We start from the raw sequence: 23691 nt of genomic DNA on the forward strand, positions 1-23691 counted from the left end.
CTCTAGCTGTTTTTCTAGATACCTTTGGTAATTGCTTTTAATGTTTTCAAAATACATCTTTGATATCTTGCTTTCATAGCCAGATTCTTCAGGTATTGTCCCAACGCTTTTATGCCTTTTGGTCTGTAAATCAATAATCTTAGCAGCACCAAAGTATTTATCCATGTAATATACATGCAGATAATCAAGATGGAAGGGGTTATACCTTACAACCACCTCTTTACTGACAAGCTCAACTGGAGCTTCATAGGTATTACCTTCAAAGGAAATAATGCCATACTTGTTTACAACACGCTTAGATGCATGCAAAAAAATCTCTTCAAGCTCTACAGGTGAAAAGAACCTAAGCTTATTGCCAGCATTTAATGACTCATCCCACCTTTTTTTAGGTGACATACCAATAGACGAGTGGAGCTTATCATCATACTCAACCTTCATCCAGGCAAAATACAGATCATTAAGCTCTGATAGAGACTTAACAGGCTGCTTTTTGACCTCGGGTATAAAACAATCTTGTACAGTTTTCCAGTACCTCTCAATTTTCCCACGACCAGCTGCGTGGTATGGGGTTCCAAACTTTAACTTAATGCCAAGCCTTGCACATATTAGCTTAAACTGCTCTGATATAAAAATTTTTCCATTGTCCACATAAAGAGAATCACTAGAACCATACTTTGTCACTGCTTTTTTCAATGTATCTTCAAGTCTTGGTAATTTGGAGTCTAAGTAAAACTCAGAGTGCATAATCCTTCTACTATGATCATCAATTATGCCAATAAGGTAAGCGAGCTTTCTGCCATTGTTACCATCTGGTATATAAAATGCTGTCATGACATCTGACTGCCACATGGCGCAGATTCTATCCTTTTCATGTTTTATGTATAGCCTTTTATCTTTAGTTAGACTATCTCTGGTATACCCATACTGATTAAGGATCCTGTTTACGGTTCTTACATGTAGAGAGTTTTCTTCTAATTTACCTGCTAGGGTAAGCATGGTGATAATCTTTGCTGCAGATCGACTGGGAAGCTCCTTTTTTAATTCAAGGATATCTGTGATTACTTTTTCATCAATCCCAGGGTGAGTACCCTTATCACTTCTAATCTTGGGCTTTAGGCCATCAAATCCATGCTTTTTGTAATTTGAGTAGTACTTAAAAATCGTTCTTTCGCAAAAGGTAACTATGCGTTTGTTTAGAGCATCATGAAACTGTTGCTTTGCAAGTTTTTTAGCAGTGGCTTCTATAAATCCAGGCTTTGCATCTAGCATCTCAGATATTACCTGGTATCTAAAAAAGGCAACTGCATCTTCACGCTTAATTGGGAGTTCCCCCATTTGTAACACCTCCAGGTTTTGTTCTGAGTGTATGATATCTTACATCAATACAGGAGCGTGATACGTAAAATTCTTGCTGGACTAAATAATTAAGAAAAAGTACTAAAACAGTGGGGAATTAATCTAGATAAGGGACAAAAAGAGCAAGTTTGGGATGGGTTTAGAACAGTCTTACAAGGAAAGTATGAATGGTTTTTTAAGCTAATATACTATTGTATTACATTATTGTTGTTAACTGGAAGTTAAGAAGCATTCTTTGCCTCTGTTGGTATTATACAACGATTACAGTATTTACAAGTTTAAGTAGTCCATACTGTTTTCCGAAGAATTGCCTTGCTGTTGATACAAGGCTAAACAGTGTACTAAATCTTCTTGTTTCTGTATACTGCTTATCTGATACCAAAAGTGGTCTGTTATAGACGGATACATATCTAGAGTTAAGTAATGCCAAGTAGTTAAACTCTCTGCAATCTTTTTCTATCCGTTTTATTGACCTTACTATACGATCTTCGCTGTCGAGGATTTCTTCCGGGTCATCAATGTGACTAAATATATTCTCACCCTCTCCTACCTGGCAGCTAATGTACTCAAGTAAATTAAGGCTTGGCTGGCAGTACTTCTTGATGAAACTAGGAAATATGCTGATATAGTGCCATTTGTCCGACTCGTTGTTAAACCATACCGCTGTCTGTACTACAAATCTAACCTTGTATATACAATCATTTTCATCGAGAAGAAATAGCCATCTTTCAAACCCACCATTAAACTTAAGCCTGATATTATCCGGAAGACCCAAACTTTCACGAATAAACGTATGCGATATTGTACCTTGATAATGTTCCTGATAGATTCTATTAAAATCCTCAGCGGAACACTTGAAAGGCAGCTCAATGTCTAATACAATGGTTGTGGTTGGTTTTTGTGTGTTGATAATGATATTAATATATCATAAAAAAGGGTACGGGTGGTTCTGTGCCCTTTCCAACCACCTAAACTTCTTACTGAAGGTGAAATTGTCCTAATAGTTTGATTTTACTGTAGGGGAGATTGTCCCCTTACAACATGAAAGTGAACTACAAATACAAATAAGAGATGATAATTATTTTGGTATGCTTAAAGCGGAATATGAAGATATGTATTGATGAATTAATTGACAATAAGTTTATTAGTGGGCGTTTTATTGGACACCTCTTGTGATATTATGATATCATTGGAGGTGTAATTATTTGGAATAATGTTGCAATTATAGGGGGGTGCAGTTATGGCAAAAAGCTCTAACCAGAAGTTGAAAATTCTTTACATAATGAAAATGCTTCTTGAAAAAACGGATGAAGAAAATACAATGACAATTAATGATATGATAGCAGAACTTGAACGCTACGGCATTACTGCTGAGCGAAAATCCATATATGACGATATAGATGCCTTACGGCATTATGGAATAGATATTACTACTCGGAAATCAAAAACTACGGAGTATTTTGTGGCAAGCCGTGTCTTTGAATTGCCGGAATTAAAACTATTGGTTGATGCTGTTCAATGTTCAAAATTTGTTACATATAAAAAGAGTAATGAACTTATAAAAAAGATCGAGAGCTTGGCAAGCTCTCATCAAGCTGCATTGCTTCATCGCCAAGTTTATGTGGCAAACAGGGTTAAGGCTATAAATGAAAACATTTATTATAATGTGGACAGGCTTCATGTAGCAATTGCAGAGAACAAGCAGGTATCTTTTAAGTATTTTGACTACGATATCAAAAAAGAAAAGAGATATCGAAAGAATGGAGAACTTTATTTTGTAAGTCCTTATGCTTTATCCTGGGATGATGAAAATTATTATCTGATTACTTTCTCGGAAAAATATAATGACTTTACACATTATCGAGTTGACAGGATGACGAATATAGAAATCGTAGATCAGCCCAGAGCGATGCTGCCGGACAATGAGCAATTTAACATTGTTGACTATTCAAAAAAAGTATTCAATATGTTCGGAGGAGAAGAAGAGACGGTAAAATTAAAGTTCGACAATTCCCTTGTTAATGCGGTCATCGATCGTTTTGGAAAGGATGTTAGTTTAGACAAAGTTGATGACAATAGCTTTTCAATTAGAATAAACGTTGCAATTAGTTCTACCTTTTTTGCATGGTTAGCACAGTTTGGAAATAAAGTGAAGATATTATCTCCGGAGAGCGTTATTGAAAAATACAAAAACTCTATTCAGGAGATTTTAGAACAATACAAATAAGAGGGTGGAATGTGACCATATAGTAAATAGTTGTGTTTACCAATGGACTGTTTTTATTTCAAAAACTTCCCTGTATGTTTATTACAGGGGGTTGAGACATGGACTATAAGGCTATTGGAGAAAGAATAAAACAGGAACGAAACAAAATGGGACTTACACAGTTTCAACTTGCGGAAAAAGTTGATATATCTCCACAATACGAGGGCAAGATAGAGCGAGGAGAAAAGCGATTTTCATTCGAGACTTTTTTAAATCTGTCGATTGCTTTAAATACAACTCTTGATTATCTTGCGTTTGGCCATAGAGATAGTGCTAAAAGTCCTGAAAGGTTAGAAATGGAGCTATTAGCCAATAAATTATCGGAAGGGCAAATAAGTTTGCTGAACGATATTATTCGAGCCATGTTAGTTCACAAAAACAGGGATTAAAATAGGGGTAGAACACACAACGGTAGGTAGTCTACCCTTATTTTATATATACTATGTGCACTATTGGTAATAATTAATATTTACTCATAGGGAATTTAAATATAAAATATAAAGTAAATAAATGCTAATACCTGTAAAAAGTTATTGGAATGTTTCAGATAAATAAAGTAAAATATTGTAAATGAATAGGGGGAATAGGTAAGTGAGGTGGTCATTTTATATGAGGAATGCTTTGTATAGGAATATTCCTATTTATATAGGTCTAGGGGGACTGTTAATAAGTTTTATTGTTTGCTTTGTTTATTACAGCATACAACCAACCTTCTATAATTTTTTTTGGATAAGTGTTATTGTATTTTCAACTGTTATTAGTGTATTCTGCGGCCTATGGATAAAAAACATAATATATTATGCCTATAAAGACCCACTCACGGATCTTTTTAACCGTAGATACCTCTATGAAAAATTAGAATCAGAGTTAAAAAGACTGAATCGTTCAAAAACTGCACTTTCATTAGTCATAATAGATATTGACCATTTTAAAAGAGTAAATGACAAATACGGGCACTTGGCTGGGGACAAGCTCCTCACACGGGTTTCGGAAGTTTTCAAAGCAAATTCCAGGGAGATTGATACTATTGCACGATGGGGAGGCGAAGAGTTTGCCATTATCCTTCCTGACACAGATAGCCAAGGAGCATTAAAATATGCGGAGAGGTTAAGAAAGGCAATAGAGAAATCCGAAAAATGTTTTGGTGCTACTGTGTGTATTGGAGTAGCAACAACTGATAAACCAATTGCTATAGATATTTTATTTGCAGAAGCAGATAAGGCACTATTTCAAGCAAAATCAGTTAGGAATAAGGTTGTAGGAGCAAATTTTCCATTATGTGAAATTTAAAATCATATAAATTAACATAGATGGGGGGATTAGGTTTTGCAGTATAAGGAAACAATGCAGTTGTTGGAAGCACTAAAACAACACCCTGTTCAAGGCACACTTATCATTCTGTTAATAATTGTGCTTCTTGCATTCTTGATTTATCTTGATAAAAAGAAAAGATAGTTTTTCAATGAGAAAGAGAGGGCATCCCTCTCTCTTTTGCTATAACAGAAGTTTTCTGTGCAGGCTTAGCAGCTTATTGATATTGTTAAAACAGAATAGAATATAAATTTACTGTCCGTTTTATTGTACATATTATTTGATATAATTTGTTATAAAGGAAGGTGTTGGATCATGAAAAAAATATCTACTGCAACTGATACAAAAGACATTTCATTGACTATTTACAATGGAGGATTCGGCGCTGTCAAGGAAACACGTGTCGTAAGCCTTACAGGAGCTGAGACTGAGCTGATTTTTGCTGATGTAGCACAGCAGATTGAAACGGATTCTCTCCTGGTGCAAGGCCTGAATATATTGGAGTTCAATTATGATTATGACTTGGTTGATAGGGATAAGCTCCTTAAAAAGTATATTGATAAGGAAGTCTATCTAAAGGACCGGAAGACCGGTGAAAAGAAGAGCTGCCGTCTTTTATCGGTTGAGAGTGCTGGAAGATGTGTATTAGAGGATAATGTTACAAAGGAGATATATATTGATGCCCAGGCAGAAATTGTTCTTCCTTCTTTACCATCAGGACTTATCGTAAAGCCTGCTCTTGTATGGAAGATTGGGAAGTCAACATCTGAATATGTTAAGGTGTCCTATCTTAGCAAGGGTTTCAATTGGAATGCGAACTATGTCGTAGAAATTTTGGAGAAAACCTTAAACATTGCAGGCTGGGCAGAAATTGAAAATCAAAGTGGTGCAACGTTTGAAAATGCCAAAATAAAACTTATTGCCGGAGATGTCAACAGAATTCAGGACGATACCTATGACATAGAAGAACGCATGTATATTTGTGAGTCCTCTGCTGCACCTCAAGCTGAGGAAAAAGCTTTCTTTGATTATCACATGTACACATTAGTAAATCCCGCAACACTGAAAGATAATCAGACCAAGCAAATCAATATTTTAAATGGTCTAAGTATACCTTATAAAAAATATTACAAGCTCAACATGAGTGAAGAAAAGGCAAATGTAATTATTGAGTTTACAAATAAGAAAGAGTGTGGCTTGGGTTACGCCATACCCAAGGGGAAAATCAAACTGTATAAAGCTGATGAAGCAGACAATTCTCTTGAGTTCATTGGTGAGGATAGTATAGGGCATACCCCAAAGGATGAAGATATTAAGCTCACCATCGGTAATGCGTTTGACATCACCTTTGATTTCAATGAAGTTGATCGAAAGAAAATAAACGGATTTGAACATTACAAATATGAGTGCATTATTAAGAACCATAAGGAAGAAGCTGCGGAAGTGCATTTTGAACATTATGCCTGGGGTATATGGGAAATGGTTTATGCAACACATGAGTATTCAAAGAAAACATCGGGGCTTATTGAATTCTCTGTTAATGTACCGGCTGACAGTGAAGTAAAGGTAGAATTTGAATATAAAATCGACCGGCGTACAGAGGTTATTGTTAAAAAGTAATACACTCGAAATTACATTGTGAGGACCGTTGTTATGAAAAAAAGTGTATCGGAAAGATATAAAGATTTAAAATCCATTGTTATAGAGCGAAAAGAACAATTTGATAGGGTAATAAACTTCATCGAGAAAGAAACCGCTTGGCTAACAGCACCTGCAAGCACGAAATACCATCTCTGCAAAGAGGGTGGTCTTTTAGAGCACTCGGTAAATGTTGCTGAAACTATGTTGAAGATCAAGTCTGCAATTGCACCGGAAATAAGTGATGAGAGCTGCGTCATAGTAGCATTGTTGCATGATTTAGGTAAAGTGGGTATGCCGGGAAATCCACAGTATCTTATAAATGAACCTTCAGAAAAGCAGAAAAAGTACGGATACAAACCGGATTATCCATATCGTTTTAATTCTGAACTTACATATTTGAGTGTACCGGTTAGAAGTATATATTTGGCGCTTCAGCACATCAACCTTACAGAGGAAGAAGTGCAGGCAATTGTCTATCACGATGGACAATATGTGGAGGATAACCGTTCCTGCGCTACCCATGAGGAACGGCTCACGCTGCTTTTGCAGTATGCCGATAGCTGGAGTGGGTTTGTAATTGAGAAATAAAAGACCAGCTAATAAAAGTCAAGAGTTTTTAAGAAAAAAATTTAAGAATTTTTGAAAACTCCTGACAGTGAAAAAAGAGGGTGATAATAATGAAGTTCGGTATGAGAAAACCAAGTATTAAAAAGAGTATTGCGGCAAGAACGAGTGTAAAAAGATATATACGCCACAGCTTAGGAGTGAAAGCTCCAAGAGGATGGGGTTGGATTTCAAACCCTAAAAAAGCCCTATATAACAAGGTCTACCGTAAAACCACATTTAGTATATTTGATATTTTTAAGTTTTTTAAATAATAAAACCTATTTTGAGCTTTTTCTTTTGCATATCTGAGTATCCATTGGGGGTGATTATTTGATACAAGCCGTACTTGAAGGCAAATCGTTAGGTTATGAGTATACGGAGGATATCCTTACTTCAACAGTTTTTGGCACTCTAAAATATCTAAGGCCAGACATGATATTGATTCCTTTTATTGAGTCTGCGTTTTTATATAACGAGGAAAGAACAACTTTTTGGGAAAAGCTAAATTCAGAAGGAATTGAGCTGAGATGTTACCGGGAAGTAGAGTATGTATTCTGGACTTGGAATCAGAATTATGGAGAGCCGGACTTAATCCTTATATTTAGAGACCATGTACATGGTCTTGATGATTTGCTTCTTATTGTTGAAGCTAAATTCAAATCAGGGAAAAGTGGAACAGACGAAAATGATCAATTAGTCCGCTATTTTGAAGCAATAAATAATGATATAGAGAATTTTACTGAATCATCTGTGTCAAGCTTTAAAGGCAAAAAGGGATATATTGTTTATTTAACAGAAGCCGAAGCTTACTCAGACATAATGGCAACTACCAAAATAATACAAAGCAGATATAATCAAATAAAAGAAAATGTATTTCATCTGAGATGGCATCAATTGTACAAAATACTTGAGAAAATGTATCCATTTTATTCATCATTTGAAAAGATTATCGTAGACGACTTGATGAAGTATATGGAAAAGCTCGGGTTGAGAGATTTTTCAGGAATATCTCTACCGGATAAGTCGTTGAATTCGGCTTTTTCATTGCCGTACCCGATTTTTTATAATGATGGAAATAGTTCTGCTGAGAAGAAAACTTATTTTGACCAATTGAACAACTTAGACATTACAATAGAAAAAAATATTTTTTATAGGGGTGAATCAGTGTGAGTGATATTCAAAAGGGCCATCAAATAACATTAGCTTTTCAATATATTCAACAAGTATTTAAAGAATGTCAGCGATTAATATTCAAGATTGACAACCAATTGGCTCCTGAATGGGGAAACTTATATGGTAATAGAATAACAAAGGATGTAAGCGCAAGCTTGCAGGAGGCTGATAGATGGATTGTTGAAGCAATTTTCCGTGTTTATCAAAACAATAAAGATAAACTGGTTAATAAATGCATTACAATCACTTTTTGGGGAGATGAAGTGGAACAACCAATTATTACTGCCGGGAAAATTGTATACTCTGATATTGATAAAAGGGATCATTGGGATTTATGGAATATCTGGTTTTATTGGTCTGGTGCAAGTGAAGACAATAACTATGAATTAGATGGCAAAGTTAATCATTTCCAATCCGAAGAATGCAAACATATTGATGAAGCATATGTTTTCAGTTTGCCACTTATTAGTATTACAGACGACGAAGCATTAATTGAAAAGATCATTAAACCGCTAAAAGAGCTTTAAAATTGGCATGGGAGAGGGTGAGATACCAGATGGAACTAACAGATAATATACGGGCTGTTCTTGAATTCTATTCTTCTCTCGGTAATCATCAAGCCTTCTGTGAATTAAAACACTACAATGGTAATACCGAGGAATATATTTATTCCCGACTGGAGAGAGCAGCCTTTGACCAGCGTGATGGGAACAATGTTGCTGCCTTTTCAAGATATGCCATATGGGCAGATGATGTAAGGTATCTTATAAAAAGTGCTATAGAATCGATTAATGCTCAGGATAAAGAAAGGGCTGTTGAAGAACTTACACTTGCGTTGAATGTTTTGGGTGCGTTTGTAGATATCCAGAATATGTTTGACGCTCAGCCTGGAAGAATGCAGTTTGAAAAACCTGAACAGATTTTAAAGGAGTATAAGGAGTTTAAAAAACTATAGATATAGTTTGCAGTATAATTTTATTGGAAAGATGAAACGGGGTGTTCTAAATGCTTGATAAAGCTATTCGTATCGCAGCTAAGGCGCATGAAGGACAGTTGGACAAGGCTGGGCAGCCATATATACTTCACCCGCTGCGGGTCATGTTTATGCGAAGGAATGAAACGGAAAGAATTTGTGCAGTGTTACATGATACTATTGAGGATTCAGATATTACTATTGAATATTTGAGAAAAGAAGGTTTTTCTGAAGGAGTTCTGATTGCATTAGATGCTCTGACAAAGCGTGAGAATGAAAACTATGATGATTTCATTGGCAGGGTTCTTGAGAATAAAACAGCCTGTAAAGTTAAGTTGGCAGATTTAAGTGATAACATGGATTTATCCCGTATTTCAAATCCTACCCAAGAAGATTATCAAAGAGTAGAAAAATATCGTAAAGCAGCAGACAGGATATTAATGACTATGGATTCTGAGGGTGATGATGAGTATAAAGCCATTAAGGAGATTGAAATAAACGGCTGTGTTTCAGTTCCTCAAAGCTGTTCAGAGGATGAGTTCCTACAAAAGTTTATCGATTTTATTGAAAATAATTATTGGTCATTTGGCGGTGGAGTAAAAGAAATTAATGAGAAGCAGTAGAGATTGGCTCCATAGAGGGCCTATTTTTATTGGTTATCTAAAGTCATTATTTTCAACATTTTATCTATATGTATAGTAAAATGTAAAATTTTATGATATTATTTATGTTGGTAAAATTTAGATTAGCGGGGTGTATGTGTTTTGGAAAACAATAATGTTGCTTTAGCGAGGGAAAAAGTATTAACCAATATGACTGATAATTTAGCAATGCTAAGAACCAAGTTAGGGTTAACACAAGTGCAACTGGCTAACTTAATTGGAGTTTCAAGACACACCATCATGCAAGTCGAGAATAAAAAAGCCAAGTTATCATGGAACACTTTCCTGAGTTTGTTGTTGGTATTTATTAAAAATCCTGAAACTGATAGGTTACTTAATATACTTGAGATATATACGGATGAACTTAACAACGAATTAAAACTAAGATTATAAAGAAATTCTTGAAGAACCCCATTATATGTCTATCTTGGCAGATATAATGATATTGAGCGTGTAAATAGGTTGGTGAAAGATTTGAACTTAGGAATTGATTATAATGGGAATAAAGGTTTTAGATTGCTGAGCATTTATGAGAGGCTAAATAAAGGCGAAGCTATAGAAAAAGCGCAGCTTGCGGACTTTTTTGGTGTTACTCAAAAAACAATACAGAGAGATATTGATGATCTTCGTGCATATTTAGCGGAGACACATATGACAGAAAATGAGGTTGCAATAAAGTATGATAAGACTAGGAATGTTTATTACCTTGTTCGTTTTGAGAGAGAATGGCTCACTAATGAAGAGGTTATGGCACTATGTAAGATTCTATTGGAAAGCCGTGCTTTCTGTAAAGAAGAACTCAATGGCCTTATCAGTAAGTTATTAACACAGGTTGTGCCAAATGATCGTAAAAAGATTGAGAACATGATAAGAAATGAGCTGCATCACTATGTGCCATTACAGCATAAAAAACACCTGTTTTCCATTCTGTGGGAGCTATCACAGTTTATAACCAATAATGAGATAATACAGTTTGATTATACTCGTCAAGACGGTATTACAAAGGAAAGATTAGTAAAGCCAGTAGCTGTATTGTTTTCAGAATACTATTTTTATCTAATAGCTTTTATGGCAGATGGAAGTAAGGATTTCCCTACCACTTTTCGTATAGACCGAATTACAGATTTGAAGGGTATAAAACAGCATTTTAATATCCCATACAAAGACAAGTTCAATGATGGAGAGTTCCGAAAAAGAGTTCAGTTTATGTACTCCGGAGAACTTATGAAAATCCAGTTTAAGTTTTGGGGTCATTCTTTGGAAGCAGTATTGGATCGTCTGCCAACAGCGAAGATTATTGCAGAAGATGGAGAGAAAAAAATTATCGAAGCTGAGGTTTTTGGCATGGGTATAAAAATGTGGTTGTTAAGCCAGAGTGATAACTTGGAAGTGATTAAACCTCAAAGCTTTAGAGAAGAAATCATGTTGAACATAAAGAAAATGTATGAAATTTATGGCTGCGAGTATTAGTGCAGGATATTTGTTTAAAGGAAGTGATTGGATGGAAGAGAAAAAAAAGAAGAATGATGGGTTGAGAGATGCGGCACTTGGAGTTGGTGCGCAAGATGTTGTTGATAAATTTGGAAGTGCCTCAGCAGAATACATAAAAGGATATAAAGGGTCTGTTGATGAAGCAGGAAATATTATATCAAAAGGACTTAGACATATATCGGAATCTAAAGTGAACCCTGATTTTGAGTATCAAAATCTGAAGCAGCAGGCTGGTTTCTCGGCAGAAAGGCATTTTGTAAGCAAAGAGAATGCTGAAAACATTATTAAGGGTAGAGATATTAGGTATAGTCGCTCAAACGATGTGGGTTTAGGGAATGACCAAAGGATTGATGTTCTTGCTGTAGATATTGATGGAAATCCAATCACAGTTAATGGACAGCCCTTGTGGAGTGCACAGATGAAATTTTGTGGTAAATATGAAACACCACAAGAAATTAAAGAAAGCTCAGAAAAATTGGCAAAAGAGCTTGCCGGAGATAAATGGGCTAAATACAGAGGAAACAAGGTTTTAGTTCCTTCTGAACAATATGAGCATGTAAAAAAGTATGCAACCGAAGAAGCTCAAAAACTCCATGAAAAAGCAGCTGAATTTAGACAAAACGGGAATTTTGAAAAAGCGGAGTTGTTGGAACAAAATGCACGGAAGTTTGAACAGGTTGCAGAAGATGTTCAAAATAGCGGGATTAGTAGTAAAGAAGCAATGTTTCTCAGAGAACATGCCAAGTTAGCTACAGCAAAGTATGTGGCTGAAACAGCTAATCGTGCCGGTATTGAACAAGCAAAAACCGGTGCTGTAATTTCAGCTACAATTTCTGTTTCACAAAACATTATCAGTGTAATAAGAGGTGAAAAAGAGATTAAAGAAGCTTTAAAAGATACAGCAATAGATACAGCTAAAGGAGCTGGTACCAGTTACATAATAGGAGCAGGGGGAGCTGCTATAAAAGGAGTTATGCAGACAAGCAGCAACAGTATATTTCAAAATCTTTCAAAAACCAATATGCCCGCTATGATAGCTACGGTATCCCTTCAAGTCGGAAAATCAATTGTTCGTTATGCAAAAGGTGAAATCAATGAAGTTGAGCTTGTAGAGGAGCTTGGTGAAAAAGGGACAGGAATGATGGCAGCAAGCTGGGGTGCAGCAATCGGCACAGCAATATTCCCTGGAGTTGGAACGGTTATTGGTGGAATGATTGGATATATGACATCTTCCACCATATATAAATCAGCTATACAGGTGCTTCAGGAGGAGAGAGTTTCAATTGAAAGAAGAAACAAGATTCATGCATTAACAGAAGCCGCATTAGAAGCTATGAACAAACAAAGAAGAGAATTAAGTATACTAATTGATAACCATTATAAAAATAGGCAAATTCTTTTTGAACAAAGTTTTGAAATGATTGAAAAATCAACTGAAAGTAATAATCTTGAGTTGTTTACTACGGCATTAAATAATATTGCATTAGAGATGGGTAAAGCATTGCAATTTAAGGATTTTAATGAGTTTGACACATTTATGCGTAATAAAAACATGGCACTCGAATTCTAAAAAAATTAAATTAATATAAAAGGAGATTGATGGACATGCCTATACCATTTATTGTTGGAGGAATTGCTGTTGCTGCAGCTATTACAGGGGTAAAGAAAGGAATAGATGCAAAGAATGATATGAATGAAGCTAATGAAGTTAATGAAGCGGCAAAAGCAATGGCTAAAGAAGCTGAAGAGTTTATAACGATGGCAAAGGATAAGACAAAAGGAGCAATCGAGGCTTTAGGTCAAGAGAAGATACGTATACTTTCAACTTCTGTTAATGATTTTGTTATGAATTTTGAGAAAATAAAGAATATTAACTTGAAAAATAGTCAAGGGATTGAAGAACTGAAGAATTTTAATCCATCAAGTGAAGGATTTAAACAACTTAAAGAGGCGGCATATGAAGCAAAACAAATAGCTATCAATGGCCTTGCAGCTATTGGGTCTGGGGCATTACTGGCATATGGTACATACAGTGTCGTGATGAGTGGATTAGGTGGATTAATAGTTACAGCTACAACTGGTACTGCCTTGGGAACTCTGTCTGGTGCAGCAGCAGTCAATGCCACTCTTGCATGGCTTGGTGGGGGTGCGCTTGCAGCTGGTGGATTTGGAATGATGGGGGGCATGATTGTTCTTGGTGGTATTGTTGCGGGACCAGCACTTGCAATTGGAGGAGCTATTTTTGCCAGCCAAGCTCGTAAAGCTTTGAATGATTCTTATGGTAATTATGACAAAGCAAAAGCTTTTAAAGCTCAAGCTAAGAATATAGGTGTGGCTTTAAAGGCAATATTTACACGGGCAGGACAGCTTACAGAATTGTTGCAAAAGCTTGATTCTTACTTTGTAGAATACATCTCAAAAATGGCAGATACAATCAATCATAAAGGAACGGATTGGGAGAAGTATAATTTAGCTGAACAGCAAGACATTTATAAGTGTGTACAGCTTGCTCAAACAATTAAAACCGTTCTGGACACATCGTTACTTAAACAGAATGGTGAACTTGAGGAGGCAACTGCACAAGTGTTAGAAAACGGAAACAAATACTTGCAGATGATAGGCCAGGTGTAGAGGGTGTTTATTTGTGAAAGATGTGGTTTGTGTTGTAAGGCTGTGAGCAGAAGCGATCTTTATAAGCATTTAGATAGAGGAGATGGAGTTTGCATATATTTTGATTGTAGTACAAAATTATGCAGTATTTATGATGAACGACCTATCATTTGTAGAATTGATGACTATTATGAGAAATTTTATAGAAATGATTTTACGTTACAGGAATTTTATGAAGAAAACTATAAAGCTTGCGAGAACTTAAAAAAAATGGAGGATATAAAAATGAGCGATATTAAATCAGCTTTAAAGGGGAAATTCGAAGAAATATTTGGTTATGCACCTGGAGATGATTATGCTCCACGTGTAAGCAATGCTAGAGAAATAATTTGTCAAGGAAAGTATAGAAAAGATGATTTGATAGATATAACTGACACCAGTATTTCAAGCAATGGTAAGTCCGGATTAGTACTTACAGTGGACTCTGTCTGTGTTAAGGATTCTGCAAATAGCACTTCTAAATTTATTGCACGTTATGAAGATATTGATTATACATATATGAATGAAGACCGATTTCTGGGAATGGATATAACGGCACTTGAGCTGAACATGAAATATGGAGCAAAATACAGAATAAGTATTGATGCAATAAATAAAGAGAAACTAATGGAATTCATAGATTATGCAATTTCCTTATACCAAGAGGATGAAAAATTAGAATGGTAATTTAAAAAATTTATTGGAGGGATTTTCATGCTATTAAAGTATTTATCAAAACCAGAACAGGAGTTATTTTTAGAATTATGTAACTTTGCTGCCAATATAGATAATGATTATTCTGAGCAGGAGAAGAATTACATACAAGAATATCGTCAGGAGATGGCTCTTGATGAAAATGCTTATACTATTAAAAGATTAGAATACGATGAAATTGTTAAAAAGATTCTTGAAATAAGCACACCGGAAAGCATCAGAAGAATTATAATCGAATTGATTGCACTCTTAAAATCTGATGGTATACTCCATTCACAAGAGAATAATTTGATTGCAAAATTGCAAGAGGATTTTAAGTTAAGTAGTGATATCCTCAAAGAAATATATGAGTCACTGGAAAATTTAGAAAATGCTTATGCAAAGATATTTGCAATAGTAAATGGAAACTAAGCATGAATGAGATTTCATTGTTAATCTCTGTTTCTAATAAGCTTTTACTCGTCTTTGCTTAACATTCTGACAATAGAGATTAAAAAAAGGGAGTAACAGCAGATTTGAAATGTTGTTACGGAAGGATCTATGGTATTTTTAGAGCCTTTTCTTTACTTTTGTTCATATGTATTAAGTAGAAAATATTGAATGGAAAGAATTAATGATAAAGAATAAAACTCGTTTTGGATTGAAAAAGTTAAAGTAGAAAATGGTGGTAGGTATTTTGTAGCTGAATTGCTTCCATGACCATTTGGAGGATTACTTGATAAAGGGAATTGTATCAACAACAGATAGACTTTGTTATATATCCGGATTGAAATATAAAAAAGCTGTGGAGGTTTTCGATTTTATTTTCTATTATCAAGATATTTAATGGATTTTTGAGATTTTTCCTATGGAAATGACAAATGAAAGGAATATTTAATTGATGATTGAATTAGATCAGGTTAATACGTGGACTGTACAAATATTAAAGATTTTAGAAAATAGGGCTTCCTTTATTAAAGATGAGAGGGAACGTGAAGAACAATCCTTATGTGATGGCTCATACATATTAAATAAAATAGGGTAAATATTAAAACTGTCGACATTTTAATGAGGCCATCAGTTTTGTTATGATACTTATGAGAGATAAGCAATATCTACCGCAATCACATCGCTCTTGTAGTTGGTGGTGTCAAATAGAAAACAGAGCTTTTCAATGAAGAAAATACTCTGTTTATTTTTTTAGAAAATCAGATTTTGGGTCATAAACAGTTCTAAATTGGTATCCTCTTGAATTCATAGAAGCCATTTTTAGGGCGATTAAATTTATGTCGGTATAAAGTATCCGTGCTATTTGTTCAATATCGTAACCTTCATGTGCATAAGAAAAAATAGCATCATCCGGTAGAAGAATCTCTGATGCGAATAGATTAGCTTCATATTCAGGACGGCTTTTCATATCATACAGCATGAATTCCTGCAAACACACCCTCCTAGCCAAATCCCTATGTAATAAGTCGTGCCCTAACTCATGAGCACAAACCAACTTTTTTATGTAATCATCAAGTTTTTCATTGATGACTGCAAAACGGTTCCGTTTAAGATATTTGTACATTCCTTTGAGATGCCCTAAATCAGCATAAAAAATTTCAACTCCAATAGCTTTACATAGTTCAAAAGGATCTCTCGTATCATAACGCTTGATTAACCCGGAAGCAACCGATTGAATATAGTCTTTGTTCGGCATACGTGATTCACCCCCTTAGTATCCCCATTATACCAAATAATGTGTACTATAAAACGGACAGTAACCTATTCATCAGACTCTTTTCGGTACTTCTTAGGGGTATATTTCTTATTATTGTCCTTGGCTCTCCAGTACATCTCAGTGATAGCTCTAAAAACTTTGTCTTTATCCTCTTCATTTAATTCCCCACCGGCAAAAAGGCCGCCTAACTCATCAACTAATTTTTGAGCATCTTTTTTGCCACGGGTGCCGTATTTTTCAGATGCTTCCTGAATGAAATTATCTTCTTCCTTCATTAGTTCTTCTATTGTTGTATTCAATGCCTTGCAGAGCTTGTTTAAAATTGCTACATCTTTTGGGTATCTTTGGTTGCTCTCATAATTTTGAATAGATCGTAAGGAAAGCCCTGCTTTATTTGCTAATTCTTGTTGACTCATTCCTGCCGAAGTTCTCAGTTCTTTAATTTTATCACCAAACAACATGATATTGGCTCCTTCCTAAGCAATACGTTTTTATATGATCGATATGCAATATCGTACACAATAATTCTATTGACAAACGAAAATATGTTCGTGTATAATTTGGATATACGATATGCAACTTCGTTCGTTATATATGTTACACTTGATTGAAACAGATGTCAATATGAAAATTAAGGAAGGACAGATGCTATGCGTAAAGAGAGCAAAGTAATGAAACAATGCGCACTAATGTATAAAGGATTAAATATAGAGCGCACTACGGTTCTACATAAAACAAAACTGCTTCTTAAAATATATCGTCCGGTCGTGTGGTCAACATCAAATAGAGCCTATCAAATATGTGAGAGTGCCGAATGTTATTGCGGTAAAAATTTGGAGAGAGCATTAGAGTACCTGGCTAATTTTGCGCCTGAAACTGAACAAAATAGGTTTTCAGAAAATGTACGATCCTTATTTGAAACACATTGGCTCATTTCATTGATTGATTCCACAATGAATAAAATTTATGAATATCCTGATAACGGGAAGATGTATCATGAAATATTAAGTAAGCAATATTTGACGGTTTCCAAATACTCAGAGCAGGAAATGCTTGAATTATTAAATATGGAGCGTAGTACATATTACGATAAAAAAAGGGAAGCGATTGATTTATTTGCTATTTGCCTTTGGGGCTATACTATTCCATCAATGAGAGGAATTTTTGCTGCAATCGAAGGAGGAAGTGAGATACCGAGCTTTTTTCACTGTTTGGACAACCCCGACTTAATCCCGACTAACTTCCGACAAAGTTCCGATTAAATCCCTACTGCTTTCCGACTTCCAACATGTTACACTGTTTATGCTGGTGAATTATGGCATAAATTAAATCGAATATAGAAGCATACAGCCTCAATTTCCATTGGATTTTGGGGCTTTTTTCATGCCTTTTTCATCAGTTAATATGGCGGCGATTAAGGCCGGAGGTGATTAAGTTCACTTCCGGCCTTTTTTCATGCCCGGAAACAGGAGAAGGTTGCATGAAAAGGCTGGGAACTTACAGGTCTTATTTTCTTATAAAGCATGAGCATTCCTTAAAACAAAAAGACGTGTTTTTAGACGTTTTTGTATTAAAGGCATACTTCGGGAATTTTGGAGGTGCCTTTATGAAGACCTGTATCTATAGCACAAGTCGGTGGGAAACATTTATCGCCCGTTATCCATGACTTTCAAATTTCGTTTGAACATTCATCAAAACGAAATTTGGAGGTTAAGAAAATGGATAAGAAAAAGAAGTTTTTTATACGCATTGATAATCACGTAGAGCAGGTAACAGAAGAAGTCTACAGAGAGTATTTCAAAATGCTCCGAAGAGAGCGCTATTTAGAAGAACGGGATTTGGCACATGGCAGGTTCTTGTATTCACAGCTTGATAATGTCTATGAGGATATTCTGGGAGAAGAAATGCTAGTTGATAGGCTTACAGAGGATCTTTGCGATTCCATTGTCACCAAAATCATGATTGAAAAATTAAAGGAATGTTTATCCCTTTTGTCTGATGATGAACTGAATTTAATCACCCAGTTATTTTATGAAGAAAAAAGTCAGCGACAGCTATCAGAGGAAAGTGGCATACCAGTAATGACCATAAGTGATCGAAAGAACAGAATCCTAAAGAAGCTAAAAAAATATATGGAAAATAAAAAATAATTCCGTACACCCCCCTCACTTTTCCGGCTTAGAAGTGAGGGGGTAATTTTTTACTCTCCTTATGCTCCTTGAAAACTGAACATACGGTATATCAGGAAAACCACCTTTGTAGCCAGAAATGGCAAGCAACGAAAGCGGAGCGCCATGACCGTCCTGGACGCGAGCGAACACCTCCGGCTTGAAATAGCCAGTGGAATGGCTAATTGCGATGACCGGCAAAGGGATAAATAATGATACTTCTGCCTTGAACGCCTCACCGCATTGGGCAGCCCGCAACGAATGACGGGATAACGCTCATTTGGCTTGAGAACTTATAGCCATGTCAGCTTATATGATGTTTTCCAAAGACAAACTGATATATCCCCTCAGTTGTATCAGGGGCGTTGAGAACAAATATGATACACACCAATTCTACTGTTCAAACGAATTGCTTGACAGCAGAAACTATGCGGTGGCCTGTACGAAAGCTGATTATTCAAAATCGCTCAAATAGTAGTACAGGCCACCGTATCATTGTGCTATCAAGTATCCCACATAATACGAAGGAGAGGAAAATTATGTTTGAGATAAAAACGACAGACGAATCGATAATGCAACAATATCTCAAAAAGCATGGAAACAGAAACGAATTTCGTTATCTTTTTACATTTGATAAAAACTACATTTTCATGGTGAAAGAAAATAGAAGCATAAATACCTACTATGTAATTTGCTTGATGAGAAATTGTATGGTTGCTATTGCTAAAAGCAAGCAAGTTTATTCTGATGATATAAAAAAGAAACTAATAGAGAAGTTTATTGCTACACCTGCTTATCAAGTCACACTTCCTGAAAACCCGAATGCCATGATTGAATTTATCTTCAAAAAACTGATGGCAGCAAGCGGATTTACAATCAGGGAAAATCAAATTGAGCTATCTAAAATGATGTATGAAGGAATTAAGCAGAATCATATTGCTATTTGCGAAGCAGAGGTTGGAACGGGAAAAACCTATGCTTACATAGTTGCTTGTGTTGTTTATGCTCTTTATGAAAGACAAAAGCGTAGCAAAGCAGGTATACTTACATATTTGGACAATGAATACTGCTCTGTCCCTTGTGCTATATCAACATCCAGTATTGATTTGCAAAATGCCATTGTTCGCACTTATGTCCCAATCTTATCTGATATATTGCTGAAGAATAAGGTGATTGATCGTCCTTTAAGTGCAGTTTTAAGAAAGGGGAAAGAACATTACTTTTGTCAGATGCGATACGACCGGTTAACGAGTTATTTAAAGAGTAGTCAAAAAGCTGTGGACAGAGAACTGCTTTATAAATTGTCCGCATTAAAGATACCGGATTACGGAATTGATTTGGATGAATACAAAGGGTTGAAAAACCATATAGTTCAAAAAATCAATGTGCCCAAAGCCTGTGAAATTTCCTGCCCTTACTATAAGGAATGCCAATATATCAAGCATATGGATTATGCGAGATCATCAATTCATGACTTTCAGGTATGTAACCATAATTATTACTTGGCAGATACAATGAAACGTGCCAAAGGGAAGCATACGCTTATTCCGGAACACTCAGTAGCAATTATTGATGAGGCTCATAAATTGCCGGATGCAGCTATGCAAATATTTGGGAAGAGATTTTCAAGTGAAGATATAACGATCATGACCAATGTGCTAAAAAGCAATCTAAAAGGTAATAAGGCATATTTACAGATAGCAAAAATGAAGTTAGACAGTTTATCTGTTCTGAGGACGAGATTTTTTAGAAGCCTAGTTTCAAAAATTAACCTGGATGCTGTAGATGATGAAACATCACAAATTGGTATATTCATAGGGCACTTTGAAAAAATGCTGCTCTTGGAGATGTTAAAAATCATTGAAAATATTCAGGAATATTGTGCGGTGGATATTTCAAAGAGCAGGACATTAGAGATTATGTTTTTGGAAGCAAAAGAACAGATTGAAACTTTTTTCCGGACAGAGAATATCATTTATTGGCTTGAAAACCCTTTGAGCGACAAATTGGTTTCTATCTGCTGCATCCCAACAGATTTAGAGGATCAATTGCACAAAGTACTATGGAAAAACAGAATCCCAAAGATTTTGACTTCCGGAACATTATCAGATGATAGAGGCTTTACCTACTTCAAAAGCAATGCGGGAATAGATAAGGTCAATAAAAATTTTATCAGTGAGATGAGCTGTCGTTCTCCATTTGACTATAAAAATAATGCATTGCTTTATGTCAGTGAAAACGTACCATTTCCTGATAAACAATGCAATGAGTATATTGAGGCTTTAGCTGATGAAATTATAAGGATTGTGGATGCAGCCTATGGGCATACAGTGATTTTGTTTACTTCCTACTCTTTATTATCAAGAGTATATGAATTGGCGAGACACAGAATCAAATATCCGGTCCTGAAAATGGATAAAAGTGAGAAGAACATTGTTGAAGCTTTTAAAAACAGCGGAAACAGTGTTCTTTTTGCTACAGGCTCATTTTGGGAAGGTGTTGACTGTCCCGGAGATATTCTATCTTCACTTATTATCGTCAACTTGCCGTTTCCAACACCGACACCGATTTTGGAACATAGGAAGAAACAGTATGCGGAGTTGAAAGAGTTTATAGAATTTATTATTTTTCCTGAAATGCTCATTAAGCTAAAGCAAGGTATGGGGCGCTTGATTCGATGTGAAACTGATACCGGTCTCATTGCCATTTTAGATTTCAGGATCAGTAAAAAAGGAAAGTACCGCAAGAGGGTGCTTGGTGCCCTATCAGACTATAGGGTGACAGATTCTCTTGATGAGGTAAAAGCATTTTTCCGTAAAGTAAAAAGAAAAGAATATTTTTATCAAGATTGAGTGAGCGGTTATGGGAATAGCTGCTCGCTTTTTTTGAAAGGAGCGGTTTCATGAATACAGCCATGACCATAACGGACATGAAAAATATAGATATACGTACAGTTGATCCATCCACCTTAGTAGATATTAAAACAGTCAAAGTCAATACGGATTTACCGGTGGAAGAACGAAAGAAAGATTTTATCAGACAAGTGAAAAATCCTTACTGCTTCAGATGTGGCAAGGTTGTGGTTAAGATGAGTTTCGCTGATACAACAGCAACATTAGAAGACAGGTTGGAGAATTACTTTAGAAGCTTATAGAACAGTAGAAGGCAAAACTTTACAAATTGGCGCTTCGGAAATCTGGACGCGCAGTTAATTTTATGCTAAGCTTTTATTGGACTATAATCAGTGAAGCCTAATGTGTTTAAAGTTTTGCTAATACTTTAAACAAACAGGAGGCTTTACTCATGGAATTTTTAAAAGATAACAAAACCTATAATGCTGCTATTTATGTAAGACTCTCAAGAGATGATGGAGATAAAGAAGAAAGTGACAGCATTTCAAACCAAAAGGAACTAATTCGTGAATATTTAAGGTCAAAGTCAGAAATCCAAATTGCTTCTGTGCACGTAGATGATGGATATAGTGGCGTTGACTTTAATCGGCCTGCCTTTTTAGAAATGATGGAAGAGATTAAGGCAGGGAAGGTAAACTGTGTTGTCGTAAAAGACCTTTCACGTTTTGGCAGAAACTATATTGAGTCAGGGAAATATATTCAAAAGATATTTCCTTTTCTTGGTGTGCGTTTCATTGCGATCAATGATAATTATGATAGTGCGGAAGGTTCAAATATTACCGATAACATCATGATTCCATTTAAAAATCTAATAAACGACTCATATTGCAGAGATTCCTCAATTAAAATAAGGAGCCAACTTGAAATCAAACGTAAAAAGGGTGATTTTATTGGCTCTTTTGCTGCTTACGGCTATAAGAAAGCTGAGAATAATAAGAATAAGCTGGAAATAGACGAATATGCAGCTCAAGTTGTCCGTGACATTTTCAAGTGGAAACTTGAGGGGATGAGCCAGCAGGGGATAGCCAACCGACTAAATGAAATGGGCATCCTGTCCCCTATGGAATATAAACGCTCATTGGGAGAAAGGTACAAAACAACCTTTAAAGTAAAACAGCAGGCTCTCTGGTCTGCCGTTGCAGTCAGACGAATCTTAACAAATGAATTGTATATCGGTGTGTTGGAGCAGGGAAAAAGAACCACTCCGAATTACAAAATAAAAACGAGAGTTGAACGTCCTAAAGAAGAGTGGGTGCGAGTGGAAAATGCACATGAGCCTATAATATCAAAAGAGCTATTTACCACAGTAAATGGTTTATTGCTCCATGACACTCGGATTGCCCCTGCTGAGGAAACCGTATATCTTTTTTCAGGTATTATTGTCTGCGGGGATTGTAAAGAAAATATGATCCGCAAGACGGTTCCTGCTAATGGGAAAAAATATTACTACTACACTTGTTCTACCAACCGAAATGATAAAAATAGTTGCACTACCCATAATATCAGTGAAAAGGCATTTGAAGAAGCTGTTTTGGTGGCTTTAAATGTACATATACGCAGTATTCTTGATATTGAACGTATTCTAACATATATCGATACACTACCTTACAAGCAAGAAGAAATATTGAAATTGGATGCTCAAATTGTCAAGGCACAAGAGGAAATAGAAAAGATTCAAAAGTATAAGCTGACATCATACGAACACTTTGTAGATAAAGTAATCACCAAAGAAGAATACCGAAACCATGTCAGCAGATATAATGCTAAAATTCAAAAGGCAGAAAAGCTTATACTAAAGCGTAAACAAGAGATTGAAGATATTATAAACAATAAGACGCCAACTAACTTATGGATTGAGAATTTTAAGCAGTACCAAAACATTGAGCAGCTTACACGAAAAGTAGTTGTGTCATTGATGGAGAAAATATATGTATATGAAAATGGGAAAATCGATATTCATTTTAAACATCAAGCGGAATATGAAAGTGCTATTCGTTTTATAGAAAGCGCCAGCAAATCAGACTCCTTTGATGCGAGTGTTGCGTTTAAGGAGGCGATTTAATC

26 protein-coding genes and 1 pseudogene are annotated in these 23691 nt (G+C 35.6%); 23 read left to right on the forward strand and 4 right to left on the reverse strand.

The features are described 5' to 3' along the window. Both K364_RS26960 and K364_RS0113410 read right to left on the reverse strand, forming a co-directional pair. Positions 1–1335 (reverse strand): DDE-type integrase/transposase/recombinase (locus K364_RS26960; protein WP_028308445.1); only part of this gene is annotated, 1335 nt, incomplete at its 3' end. Between the two features lie 271 nt (positions 1336–1606). Continuing rightward, a complete protein-coding gene (locus K364_RS0113410; RefSeq protein ID WP_028307233.1) occupies positions 1607–2131 on the reverse strand; it encodes a hypothetical protein in 525 nt (174 codons plus the stop codon). A gap of 465 nt (positions 2132–2596) precedes the next feature. Here K364_RS0113410 and K364_RS0113415 point away from each other — a divergent pair, with 465 nt between their 5' ends. The 18 genes and pseudogenes from K364_RS0113415 (at position 2597) to K364_RS26735 (ending at position 15866) form a co-directional block, all read left to right on the forward strand. Continuing rightward, the gene (locus tag K364_RS0113415) at positions 2597–3583 is read left to right on the forward strand and encodes a helix-turn-helix transcriptional regulator (protein ID WP_028308446.1); all 987 of its coding nucleotides are present in this window, start codon (positions 2597–2599) and stop codon (positions 3581–3583) included. 98 nt (positions 3584–3681) lie between these two features. Next, positions 3682–4011 (forward strand): helix-turn-helix domain-containing protein, encoded by a 330-nt coding sequence (locus K364_RS0113420; protein ID WP_028308447.1) that lies wholly within the window; start codon positions 3682–3684, stop codon positions 4009–4011. A 220-nt stretch (positions 4012–4231) separates the two neighbouring features. Further along, complete coding sequence (locus K364_RS24105) at positions 4232–4912, forward strand: GGDEF domain-containing protein (RefSeq protein WP_051534058.1); 681 nt, start codon at positions 4232–4234, stop codon at positions 4910–4912. A 36-nt stretch (positions 4913–4948) separates the two neighbouring features. After that, positions 4949–5077 (forward strand): hypothetical protein, encoded by a 129-nt coding sequence (locus tag K364_RS27605; protein WP_276326169.1) that lies wholly within the window; start codon positions 4949–4951, stop codon positions 5075–5077. 171 nt (positions 5078–5248) lie between these two features. Continuing rightward, the gene (locus tag K364_RS0113435; RefSeq protein WP_028308448.1) at positions 5249–6553 is read left to right on the forward strand and encodes a DUF4139 domain-containing protein; all 1305 of its coding nucleotides are present in this window, start codon (positions 5249–5251) and stop codon (positions 6551–6553) included. 33 nt (positions 6554–6586) lie between these two features. Then, the gene (locus K364_RS0113440; protein ID WP_028308449.1) at positions 6587–7162 is read left to right on the forward strand and encodes an HD domain-containing protein; all 576 of its coding nucleotides are present in this window, start codon (positions 6587–6589) and stop codon (positions 7160–7162) included. Positions 7163–7251: 89 nt separating this feature from the next. After that, positions 7252–7452 carry a hypothetical protein gene (locus K364_RS0113445; RefSeq protein WP_028308450.1) on the forward strand — a complete coding sequence of 67 codons (201 nt, stop codon included), beginning with the start codon at positions 7252–7254 and terminating at the stop codon, positions 7450–7452. A gap of 58 nt (positions 7453–7510) precedes the next feature. Next, positions 7511–8350, forward strand: coding sequence for a hypothetical protein (locus K364_RS0113450; RefSeq protein WP_028308451.1), 840 nt, complete (start codon positions 7511–7513; stop codon positions 8348–8350). Further along, on the forward strand, positions 8347–8880 hold the full coding sequence (locus K364_RS0113455) for a hypothetical protein (protein WP_028308452.1): 534 nt from the start codon (positions 8347–8349) through the stop codon (positions 8878–8880). Before K364_RS0113450 ends, K364_RS0113455 begins: the two co-directional genes overlap by 4 nt. Positions 8881–8909: 29 nt before the next feature. Beyond that, positions 8910–9308: a hypothetical protein gene (locus K364_RS24110; protein WP_050753483.1), complete on the forward strand. Its 399-nt coding sequence runs from the start codon at positions 8910–8912 to the stop codon at positions 9306–9308. Positions 9309–9358: 50 nt separating this feature from the next. Next, positions 9359–9778 (forward strand): annotated as a pseudogene (locus K364_RS24115) (GTP pyrophosphokinase); the annotation flags it as partial. A gap of 312 nt (positions 9779–10090) precedes the next feature. After that, positions 10091–10381, forward strand: a complete 291-nt coding sequence (locus tag K364_RS0113470) for a helix-turn-helix transcriptional regulator (protein WP_028308453.1) — start codon at positions 10091–10093, stop codon at positions 10379–10381. 81 nt (positions 10382–10462) lie between these two features. After that, on the forward strand, positions 10463–11458 hold the full coding sequence (locus tag K364_RS0113475; protein ID WP_081927162.1) for a helix-turn-helix transcriptional regulator: 996 nt from the start codon (positions 10463–10465) through the stop codon (positions 11456–11458). A gap of 31 nt (positions 11459–11489) precedes the next feature. After that, a complete protein-coding gene (locus K364_RS27325) occupies positions 11490–13049 on the forward strand; it encodes a hypothetical protein (protein WP_035269287.1) in 1560 nt (519 codons plus the stop codon). Positions 13050–13084: 35 nt separating this feature from the next. Further along, positions 13085–14110 (forward strand): hypothetical protein, encoded by a 1026-nt coding sequence (locus tag K364_RS0113485; RefSeq protein WP_028308456.1) that lies wholly within the window; start codon positions 13085–13087, stop codon positions 14108–14110. A 264-nt stretch (positions 14111–14374) separates the two neighbouring features. Continuing rightward, positions 14375–14815 carry a hypothetical protein gene (locus K364_RS26730; RefSeq protein ID WP_154673498.1) on the forward strand — a complete coding sequence of 147 codons (441 nt, stop codon included), beginning with the start codon at positions 14375–14377 and terminating at the stop codon, positions 14813–14815. Between the two features lie 27 nt (positions 14816–14842). Next, positions 14843–15253, forward strand: coding sequence for a tellurite resistance TerB family protein (locus tag K364_RS0113495; protein ID WP_028308457.1), 411 nt, complete (start codon positions 14843–14845; stop codon positions 15251–15253). A gap of 469 nt (positions 15254–15722) precedes the next feature. Further along, positions 15723–15866, forward strand: coding sequence for a hypothetical protein (locus K364_RS26735; RefSeq protein WP_154673499.1), 144 nt, complete (start codon positions 15723–15725; stop codon positions 15864–15866). 147 nt (positions 15867–16013) lie between these two features. On the opposite strand, the gene K364_RS0113505 is transcribed toward K364_RS26735, so the two are convergent. Together K364_RS0113505 and K364_RS0113510 are read right to left on the reverse strand one after the other, a co-directional pair. After that, positions 16014–16526, reverse strand: coding sequence for an ImmA/IrrE family metallo-endopeptidase (locus K364_RS0113505; protein ID WP_035269292.1), 513 nt, complete (start codon positions 16524–16526; stop codon positions 16014–16016). A gap of 65 nt (positions 16527–16591) precedes the next feature. Then, positions 16592–17008, reverse strand: coding sequence for a helix-turn-helix domain-containing protein (locus K364_RS0113510; protein ID WP_028308459.1), 417 nt, complete (start codon positions 17006–17008; stop codon positions 16592–16594). A gap of 189 nt (positions 17009–17197) precedes the next feature. Here K364_RS0113510 and K364_RS24125 point away from each other — a divergent pair, with 189 nt between their 5' ends. The 5 genes from K364_RS24125 (at position 17198) to K364_RS0113540 (ending at position 23689) form a co-directional block, all read left to right on the forward strand. Beyond that, positions 17198–17809 carry a hypothetical protein gene (locus K364_RS24125; RefSeq protein ID WP_050753479.1) on the forward strand — a complete coding sequence of 204 codons (612 nt, stop codon included), beginning with the start codon at positions 17198–17200 and terminating at the stop codon, positions 17807–17809. Positions 17810–18265: 456 nt separating this feature from the next. Next, positions 18266–18697, forward strand: a complete 432-nt coding sequence (locus tag K364_RS0113525; RefSeq protein ID WP_028308461.1) for a sigma factor-like helix-turn-helix DNA-binding protein — start codon at positions 18266–18268, stop codon at positions 18695–18697. Positions 18698–19254: 557 nt separating this feature from the next. Continuing rightward, complete coding sequence (locus K364_RS0113530; RefSeq protein ID WP_028308462.1) at positions 19255–21567, forward strand: ATP-dependent DNA helicase; 2313 nt, start codon at positions 19255–19257, stop codon at positions 21565–21567. A gap of 50 nt (positions 21568–21617) precedes the next feature. Next, positions 21618–21869 (forward strand): DUF6870 family protein, encoded by a 252-nt coding sequence (locus K364_RS0113535; protein ID WP_028308463.1) that lies wholly within the window; start codon positions 21618–21620, stop codon positions 21867–21869. Positions 21870–22018: 149 nt separating this feature from the next. Further along, positions 22019–23689, forward strand: a complete 1671-nt coding sequence (locus K364_RS0113540) for a recombinase family protein (protein ID WP_028308464.1) — start codon at positions 22019–22021, stop codon at positions 23687–23689. Positions 23690–23691 lie beyond the last annotated feature (2 nt).

The sequence above is a fragment of the Desulfitibacter alkalitolerans DSM 16504 genome (genome assembly GCF_000620305.1).
GTDB lineage: Bacteria > Bacillota > DSM-16504 > Desulfitibacterales > Desulfitibacteraceae > Desulfitibacter > Desulfitibacter alkalitolerans.

Coding starts and splice junctions, on each gene's coding strand:
- K364_RS0113415 (WP_028308446.1), top strand. CDS start 2,597: ATGGCAAAAAGCTCTAACCAGAAGTTGAAAATTCTTTACATAATGAAA.
- K364_RS0113420 (WP_028308447.1), top strand. CDS start 3,682: ATGGACTATAAGGCTATTGGAGAAAGAATAAAACAGGAACGAAACAAA.
- K364_RS24105 (WP_051534058.1), top strand. CDS start 4,232: ATGAGGAATGCTTTGTATAGGAATATTCCTATTTATATAGGTCTAGGG.
- K364_RS0113435 (WP_028308448.1), top strand. CDS start 5,249: ATGAAAAAAATATCTACTGCAACTGATACAAAAGACATTTCATTGACT.
- K364_RS0113440 (WP_028308449.1), top strand. CDS start 6,587: ATGAAAAAAAGTGTATCGGAAAGATATAAAGATTTAAAATCCATTGTT.
- K364_RS0113445 (WP_028308450.1), top strand. CDS start 7,252: ATGAAGTTCGGTATGAGAAAACCAAGTATTAAAAAGAGTATTGCGGCA.
- K364_RS24110 (WP_050753483.1), top strand. CDS start 8,910: ATGGAACTAACAGATAATATACGGGCTGTTCTTGAATTCTATTCTTCT.
- K364_RS27325 (WP_035269287.1), top strand. CDS start 11,490: ATGGAAGAGAAAAAAAAGAAGAATGATGGGTTGAGAGATGCGGCACTT.
- K364_RS0113485 (WP_028308456.1), top strand. CDS start 13,085: ATGCCTATACCATTTATTGTTGGAGGAATTGCTGTTGCTGCAGCTATT.
- K364_RS26730 (WP_154673498.1), top strand. CDS start 14,375: ATGAGCGATATTAAATCAGCTTTAAAGGGGAAATTCGAAGAAATATTT.
- K364_RS0113495 (WP_028308457.1), top strand. CDS start 14,843: ATGCTATTAAAGTATTTATCAAAACCAGAACAGGAGTTATTTTTAGAA.
- K364_RS26735 (WP_154673499.1), top strand. CDS start 15,723: ATGATTGAATTAGATCAGGTTAATACGTGGACTGTACAAATATTAAAG.
- K364_RS0113505 (WP_035269292.1), bottom strand. CDS start 16,526: ATGCCGAACAAAGACTATATTCAATCGGTTGCTTCCGGGTTAATCAAG.
- K364_RS0113510 (WP_028308459.1), bottom strand. CDS start 17,008: ATGTTGTTTGGTGATAAAATTAAAGAACTGAGAACTTCGGCAGGAATG.
- K364_RS24125 (WP_050753479.1), top strand. CDS start 17,198: ATGCGTAAAGAGAGCAAAGTAATGAAACAATGCGCACTAATGTATAAA.
- K364_RS0113525 (WP_028308461.1), top strand. CDS start 18,266: ATGGATAAGAAAAAGAAGTTTTTTATACGCATTGATAATCACGTAGAG.
- K364_RS0113530 (WP_028308462.1), top strand. CDS start 19,255: ATGTTTGAGATAAAAACGACAGACGAATCGATAATGCAACAATATCTC.
- K364_RS0113535 (WP_028308463.1), top strand. CDS start 21,618: ATGAATACAGCCATGACCATAACGGACATGAAAAATATAGATATACGT.
- K364_RS0113540 (WP_028308464.1), top strand. CDS start 22,019: ATGGAATTTTTAAAAGATAACAAAACCTATAATGCTGCTATTTATGTA.